Source organism: Halocynthiibacter sp. (assembly GCF_049608145.1).
Classification (GTDB): Bacteria; Pseudomonadota; Alphaproteobacteria; order Rhodobacterales; family Rhodobacteraceae; genus Halocynthiibacter.
Window position 1 is genome coordinate 1 of record NZ_JBMYXF010000083.1, and the last position, 7,392, is coordinate 7,392.

At 49.3% G+C, this 7,392-nt stretch carries 6 protein-coding genes, 2 tRNA genes and 1 pseudogene; 4 read left to right on the forward strand and 5 right to left on the reverse strand.

Translation table 11 applies throughout. The features are described 5' to 3' along the window. The coding region (locus tag ACPGUT_RS15415) for a type ISP restriction/modification enzyme (protein ID WP_423992901.1) at nt 1-3,748 on the forward strand (3,748 nt) is incomplete at its 5' end. A gap of 199 nt (nt 3,749-3,947) precedes the next feature. On the opposite strand, the gene ACPGUT_RS15420 is transcribed toward ACPGUT_RS15415, so the two are convergent. The 5 genes from ACPGUT_RS15420 to ACPGUT_RS15440 form a co-directional block, all read right to left on the reverse strand. Then, a tRNA-Thr gene (locus ACPGUT_RS15420) sits at nt 3,948-4,023 on the reverse strand. Nucleotides 4,024-4,226: 203 nt separating this feature from the next. Further along, the gene (gene tnpA / locus ACPGUT_RS15425) at nt 4,227-4,646 is read right to left on the reverse strand and encodes an IS200/IS605 family transposase (RefSeq protein WP_423992909.1); all 420 of its coding nucleotides are present in this window, start codon (nt 4,644-4,646) and stop codon (nt 4,227-4,229) included. A gap of 134 nt (nt 4,647-4,780) precedes the next feature. Then, on the reverse strand, nt 4,781-4,903 hold the full coding sequence (locus ACPGUT_RS15430) for an integrase core domain-containing protein (protein WP_423992911.1): 123 nt from the start codon (nt 4,901-4,903) through the stop codon (nt 4,781-4,783). Nucleotides 4,904-4,942: 39 nt separating this feature from the next. After that, nucleotides 4,943-5,122 carry a hypothetical protein gene (locus ACPGUT_RS15435; protein ID WP_423992903.1) on the reverse strand — a complete coding sequence of 60 codons (180 nt, stop codon included), beginning with the start codon at nt 5,120-5,122 and terminating at the stop codon, nt 4,943-4,945. Beyond that, entirely contained in the window at nt 5,110-5,220 is a 111-nt protein-coding gene (locus ACPGUT_RS15440; protein WP_423992905.1) for a hypothetical protein, read from the reverse strand. The genes ACPGUT_RS15435 and ACPGUT_RS15440 overlap by 13 nt, the downstream gene beginning before the upstream one ends. Before the next feature lie 212 nt (nt 5,221-5,432). On the opposite strand from ACPGUT_RS15440, the pseudogene ACPGUT_RS15445 reads away from it, so the two are divergent. From ACPGUT_RS15445 to ACPGUT_RS15455, 3 genes and pseudogenes are all read left to right on the forward strand, one after another. Then, nucleotides 5,433-5,977: pseudogene (locus ACPGUT_RS15445) on the forward strand (DDE-type integrase/transposase/recombinase). Between the two features lie 289 nt (nt 5,978-6,266). After that, nucleotides 6,267-6,341 (forward strand) — tRNA-Phe (locus ACPGUT_RS15450). A gap of 804 nt (nt 6,342-7,145) precedes the next feature. After that, a complete protein-coding gene (locus tag ACPGUT_RS15455; RefSeq protein ID WP_423992907.1) occupies nt 7,146-7,319 on the forward strand; it encodes a hypothetical protein in 174 nt (57 codons plus the stop codon). Nucleotides 7,320-7,392 lie beyond the last annotated feature (73 nt).

Consider the following 7,392-nt stretch of genomic DNA (forward strand, 5'->3'; position numbering starts at 1 on the left):
CAAGGTTCTCTATCACAAGGGGTTTGCTTGGGCGGTCGAAAACAACCTGCTTACGGATTACAAAGTTATTGTTCTGGCGGTGGATGAAGGTTTGATCAGTGCAGGTGTTCAAAATCGCTTGGCTGAATCAAGTGAAATGAAGCTGGACGACGCAACTAAAATCATCGGTTGTTACAAGGCCCTGACAAAACACAACCTGATTGGGAGCGAGGCTGAAAACCCTAAGCCGATGCATCGGGCCTTGGCCTTCTGTAAAAATATCGCCGTGTCTAAGATGATCACAGATGAGTTTGCAGAGGTTGTTGATGAATACCGGTTAAGTGAAGACGACAAAGACGCAAGCCCAGCGCTGGGCATTGAAACCCGGCATGTTGACGGGACATTTAATGCAAAGCAGCGGGAGGATTGCCTAGATTGGCTCAAAGCCGAAACCGATGATGAAACCTGCCGTATCCTGACAAATGCGCGTTGCCTGTCTGAAGGCGTTGATGTGCCCGCATTGGATAGCATTATCTTCATGCACCCCCGCAAAAGCCAGATCGACGTTGTGCAATCGGTTGGGCGCGTTATGCGCCGCGCTGAAGGCAAAGACATGGGCTATGTCATCTTGCCCGTCGCTGTGCCCGCTGGTGTGGCCCCTGAAGACGCTTTGAATGACAATGAGCGCTATCAGGTGGTTTGGCAGATCCTAAATGCCTTGCGTGCCCATGACGAACGCTTTGACGGGATGATCAATCAAATCGGTATAGGCGAAGATGTATCTGACAAAGTGCAAATTGTTGGCATCACCCGTGAGATGGAAGCCACCACAGCCGTTGTGGATGACATTGACGTGAACAAGACCAAAGCGGCCAAAGGCAGTGATGTGGGCGGCGGCTCTGGTGATGCTGGCGAGGGTGATATGGTTATTGAGGGGCCAGCACCTGAACAAATCGGTTTTGTCTTTGATGAATTGACCCAAGCCATCCGCGCCCAGATTGTTAAAAAATGCGGCACCCGTGAATATTGGGATACTTGGGCGAAAGATATTGCCAAGATCGCGGAAACCCACATCACGCGCATCCAAACCATTATCGCCAAGGATGGCGCGGAACGTGATGCTTTCACAGCCTTCCTTGATGAAATCCGCGATGACCTGAACCCGGAAATCTCTGAATCCGATGCAATAGAAATGCTGGCCCAGCACCTCATCACAAAACCGGTGTTTGATACGCTGTTCAAAGACAATGAGTTCACCAAAAACAACCCCGTTTCCCGTGCAATGGAAATCGTGCTGGATCGCTTGCATCACCATAACATCGGTAAAGAGGCGGAAAGCCTTGAGAAATTCTATGCCAGTGTGAAACGCCGTGCTGAAGGAATCAAGACCGCACAAGGGCGACAAACGCTGGTGGTGGAACTGTATGACAAGTTTTTCCGCACCGCTTTCCCGGCCATGACCCAAAAGCTGGGCATCGTCTACACCCCGGTTGAAGTGGTGGATTTTATCATTCATTCCGTGAATGACGTGCTGAAATCTGAGTTCAATCAAACACTGGGCAGCAAGGGCGTGCATATCCTTGACCCCTTCACCGGCACGGGCACCTTTATCACCCGCCTGTTGCAATCCGGCCTGATCGCGCCAGATGAGTTGGAACATAAGTATAAACACGAGATCCACGCGAACGAGATCGTCTTGCTGGCCTATTACATCGCCGCAATCAATATCGAGGCCGTGTACCACGATATGGCGCAAGAGAGTGCGACAAAGGCAGGCAATGACGCCCCTGTGCCCTATGCGCCCTTTGATGGCATCGTGTTGACGGATACGTTCCAATTGTATGAACAAGACAAGGATATGATTGCCGATCTTTTGCCGGATAACTCAGAACGTCGCACGGCACAGAAAGAGCGCGACATTCGCGTTATCATCGGCAACCCGCCGTATTCAGCAGGGCAAAGCAGCGCGAATGACAATGCGGCAAATGTTGCTTATCCAAACCTAGATACCAAAATCCGCGATACCTATGCAGCGCATTCCACAGCGACCAATAAAAACGCGCTGTATGATAGCTATATCCGCGCCATTCGCTGGGCCACGGATCGGATCACCGAAACAGGCAATGACCGTGGTGTTGTTGCCTATGTATCAAACGCTGGCTGGGTGGATGGCAATGCCACCGATGGTCTGCGCAAATGTTTGGTGGATGAGTTTTCCAACCTTTATGTGTTTCACTTACGGGGCAATGCGCGAACATCGGGTGAACAGCGGCGCAAAGAAAAGGGCAATGTCTTTGGGGAAGGGACGCGAACCCCGATTGCCATCACTGTTCTGGTGCGCAACCCGGATGCTGCAACCCAAGGTCAAATCTATTTCCATGACATTGGCGACTATCTGAACCAGCAAGATAAGCTGGGCATCGTGCGAGGCTTCAAATCCATTGATGGCATCACGGCCAAAGACGGTTGGAAAGCCATCACACCAGATGAAAATAACGATTGGTTGGATCAGGTGGATAAAAGCTTTGAAAAGTTTTTACCGCTTGGGGATAAGAAGGATAAATTGGCTAAGACAGTTTTTGTCAATTACTCCAATGGAGCAAAAACAAATAGCGATGCATGGCTGTATAATTCTTCTAAAAAGAACTTATACGATACAATGCAGAGAATGGTTGGTGTTTACAATCAAGAATCGACCAAGTTCAATGAGTCAGATAAAGTCGTTCCAATTGCTAAATTTGTTACTAGGGATACTCATAAGATTAAGTGGCATAGTGGAACACTCCCCAAAGCAGAGCGAGGTGTTCTAGGCATTTTCAGTGAGAGCTTTGCGAAAATGAGCGTTTACCGCCCATTTCACAAGCAATGGCTGTATTTTGACTCTGTCTTTGTGCAACGCGTTTCGCAGTTGCCATTGATTTTCCCCACCAACCTAACGCCAAATCTATCGTTATCGGTAGACCCCGGCTGGCAAGGGAACGGGCAGATTGCTTTGATGTCTAATCAGGTTCCTGATCTACATTTTAATGGTGATACTCAGTGTTTCCCCATCAATCTCTACGAAGAATCCTCGTCCGATGGCGGGTTGTTTGATACGGGCGAAACGGGCCTCACCCGCAAAGATGGCATCTCGGATGCCGGGCTTGCGCATTTCAAAGCGGCTTATCCGGGGGAAGAGATCAGCAAAGAAGATCTGTTCTATTACATCTATGGCCTTCTGCATTCGCCCGAATACCGGGAACGGTTCAAAAACAACCTGATGAAAGCACTGCCCCGCATTCCACCGGTCAAAACCGCCGCTGATTTCTGGGCCTTCTCAAAAGCGGGCAGGGCGCTGGGCGATCTGCATGTGAACTATGAAAGCGTTGAACCCTATATGGTGACGTTCTCTGAGGGCAGTCATGACCTGATCCCCGATGCGCAAAGCAATGCCAAAGCCTTCTACCGTGTCGAGAAAATGAAATTTGGCGGTAAAGGCAAAAATAAAGACAAAACCACGGTGATCTATAACCCGCGTATCACCATGACCAATATCCCGGAACGCGCCTATGGTTACGTTGTGAACGGCAAACCCGCGCTTGATTGGGTGATGGAACGCCAATGCGTGAAAACCGATAAGGCCAGCGGCATTGTGAATGACGCCAACGACTACGCCAATGAAACCGTAGGTGATGCAAAATACCCAATGGAGCTATTCCAACGGGTGATCACAGTAAGCTTGCGCACCTTGGATATTGTCGAAGGTCTGCCAAAGCTGGATATTGATTGATGGCTGGTTTGATGAATATGAGCGTGGCGGTTTGTATTGCATTGACCGCCGCTACGATTCGTGTGCTTTCCATGATTTCGGAAAGCACAACCGTCTGAGTGAAGCGGGTAGCAACTGGCCTAAGGGGGATATTTAGGGGGATAGGAGTTTTTGCAATCCCTAGATTTCCATTATAAATCAATCTATTGCGTGAATATAGTGGTGCCCCCACACGGACTCGAACCGCGGACCTACTGATTACAAATCAGTTGCTCTACCAGCTGAGCTATAGGGGCGCAAATGCTGACTTAAGGAAATTCTCCATTGTGTGCAAGTCGCTTTTTGTACTTTTACGGAGTTAAAGTGATTTTTTCTTAACGCAAAGACTTATCACACCAGAAAGCACTAATCTCGCGACATAACTCTTTTGCATCAGGAAATTATGTGCCGGTTACAAGCCGTGGAAAATGGAGAAATGCCTTCTCGAAGGAGTAAACGACTACTGGTTAATGCCGGTAGCATCGCGTTTGGAATGTAATTCCAGATACTGAAGTATGATATCGTCAGCGACGTTTCCTGAGGTTGTCGAAAAATAGCCACGTGCCCAAAACCGCTGCCCCCAGTATCTTTTCCGCAGATCTGGGAATTCCAGCTGGACCCGCCGCGAGGAACGCCCTTTGACCCTTTGCATCGCCGTCGAGAGCGCCAGTTTCGGCGGCACGTTTATGAACATATGAACGTGATCGCGGGCCAAAACTCCTTTGATAATTTGCACATCAAGTTCCGCACAGGTTTGGCGAATGACATCGCGCAACCGCTCCCTCATCGCCCCTTGTAAAACCTTGCAACGGTATTTCGTGGCCCAAACGACGTGATATCGATGATAAAATGTGGTATGGCTGGCTGTACAATAGCTCATAAGGTTCTTTGCTTCGGCTGAGATCAATTTACCTCGGGCTATGAGTGAGTCTGGTTGGTTAGAGGTGGTCCTAGAACTTAGACCAATTTGCAGCCAATTTTAGATGAATCAACGTTTCATTTAAGCTGCCAATTTCATTGATTCAGCTTTCTTTCATGAGCCTCATCTGGGGGCAATGTCCCGTGGGTGGAGTGGGAGCGCTCAGAGTTGTAATAGGACATCCATTTTCCAATTCCAACCCGAGCTTGCGATCCGATATCACTGACTTGCGGATAGACTCACTCGTATTCTAGCGATCACCGAAGCCGTTCGATCATTCGATTGTCACGCCATGCGCCTTTTCCACCCATACTGATCTTGACCTTCGCATCGGCCAGCACGTCAATCCACGCACAGCTGGTGAACCGGCTGCCCTGATCTGTGTTGAAGGTTCCCGGCTTGCCGTATTTTGCCAAAGCCTCCTTCAAGGCTTCCACGCAAAATCTGCATCCATGCTGTTCGACAACCGCCAGCTCAGCACCTTTCTGGTCGCCCAATCCATCATGGCGGCCAGATTTAAAAAGCCACGGCGCACCGGAATGTAGGTGATATCTGCGCACCCTTTGCCCGGAGGGCATGTTTACATGTCCGAGAGGGGGACTGGTTGGGATGGTTAATCATGGTATTCCGCAGCAGATATGGACAAATTTTATGCTGTGGGTGCTTCTTGCGGCTCTGTTTCAAATAATATGTCTTGCGGGATGTTGATGCAAACTTAGGGATATTTCAGTGAACACTGTTTCCAAATTGCGACATTGTCGCGGTGAAGTAGTTCTTTAGGCTGTTCGATGGTGTTGCCACTATAGGATTAGCTATTGCGATTTGGAAGAGATGCTTGAAGATCGCGGTGAGAATGTCGATCACTCCACCATTTATCGTTGCACTCAGCATTACCCTCCAGAAATGGGGAAGCACTGGCATTGGCGGCGCCTATCTTGGAACGGCAGTTGGCAAGTGGATGAGATCTATATCAAGGTTAAGGGTAAGTGTCCGACGGATACCGAACACCGCCAAGTCAAGTATCTCAACAACGTAATTGAAGCCGATCACAGCAAGCTGAAGCGACTGATCAAGCCCACGCTAGACTTCAAGTCGCGCAAAACAGTTTATGCCACAATGGAGGGATTTGAGTTTATTCGGGAGCTGAAAAGGGTCACGCTAAGACGTTCCAGATCCAGCCGGGCAACAAGGGTGAAGTCCGGCTGATCGAGCGTGCGTCTGGCTTGGGTCCTGACATGCTGTCGGATGCCTTTGATCTTCACCGTGCCGAAATTGAGGGATGGACCGCTTGAAAGACGGCAGACGGACAATGTATTTAGCCCTAAACATTATTTGCAACAGTGCCCTTTCAGCCTCTGGGCCGAATATGCTCGCGAAATGGCCACCTGACAGATTTGGGTCAGGCTGTATTCAGCCACGCGAAAATAACTTGGCAATGCTTTGTATCCTCCTACCAATTGCAATTTAGGTATGATAAGAAGGTGCCTCAACAAAACAGCACAAACCTTTCCCCTGAGGTGTTGACACTCCCAAACTTTAGGTTATTAAGCCTCAATAGTTATCTGCTTGATACAGCAGATTGCCCGGGTAGCTCAGGGGTAGAGCAGTGGATTGAAAATCCTCGTGTCGGTGGTTCGATTCCGCCCCCGGGCACCACTTAAATCAACAAAAACAATAGTTTAAATAATTTGCCGTTTTTGCCCCCTATGCGATTAGCGCAGTTTTACCCTAGCACACTGCTAGCACAGTCTCAAAAACATCAGTTAGCACAGTACGTTATGAACGCCGCGCCGTGCACCTAGCACAAGGTTAGCACACTGACCTAGCAACGCTTCTTGCCGTGCTTATGGTGCTTCAAGTGTTAGATTCTGGTGTTAACTGCTTGGGATCATTGGTGGAAATTTGCGGTTCTTGTTAGTATTCGAGTCGCACCATGAGTGCACACCAATCAAAGGAGCTCAGGAATGCGCAACACGACCGTCGATTTTCGCCAAGGAGATCGTTACCGAGACATTGTTTTCCTTGGAGCTTGCCCTGGTCAAGTAGAGAATGATGCGCTCCCACAACGCCCATTTGCGGGACAATCAGGTAGAAACCTTGTTCCACTTCTGACTGTATTGAGCGCAATCCCCAAAATCCATATTGATGGTCTAAGAGCAGAGGATTTCCCGTCCGTTAGGCCAGACGATTAATCAATCACGCAATCGAGCCAGAGCCTCCAATACTCAAGCAGCTCTGATGTCCCATTTTATATGACGACGGACAGTCTGAGGTTTCTTCGTCATCTCGATCTCCTAATCGATAAGAGGAACTAGAAATCCTCCCTTATTCAAATCCTCAAACCTGTCCCATGGGTGCTGACGTCAGACAAGCGGGGGTACCAAAATAATGAAGGAAAACAAGGTTTCCCCACGCCTTAACAAGCGCCGCAAGTTCCTGACAACGGATAGGAATCACAAGATGAGCCCATCGCCAAACCTGTTGGAACAGGAATTCCACTGCCTCACTCCCAATGCCGTTTGGTTGGCCGATATCACCTATATCGATACGGATGAAGGCTGGCTCTATCTGGCCGGCGTGAAAGGCACGGCCACGCGGGAAATCGTTGGTTGGGGGATGGAAGATCACATGTAGGCTGAGCTTTACTGCGACGCTCTGACGATGGCCTTGGGCCGCAGAGATCCAGTTCCGGATCTGATCCACCACT

Bases quoted from the DNA above. Each gene is read 5' to 3' on its own strand.
- tnpA (WP_423992909.1), bottom strand. From the start codon at position 4,646: ATGAGCTATTGTACAGCCAGCCATACCACATTTTATCATCGATATCAC.
- ACPGUT_RS15455 (WP_423992907.1), top strand. From the start codon at position 7,146: ATGAGCCCATCGCCAAACCTGTTGGAACAGGAATTCCACTGCCTCACT.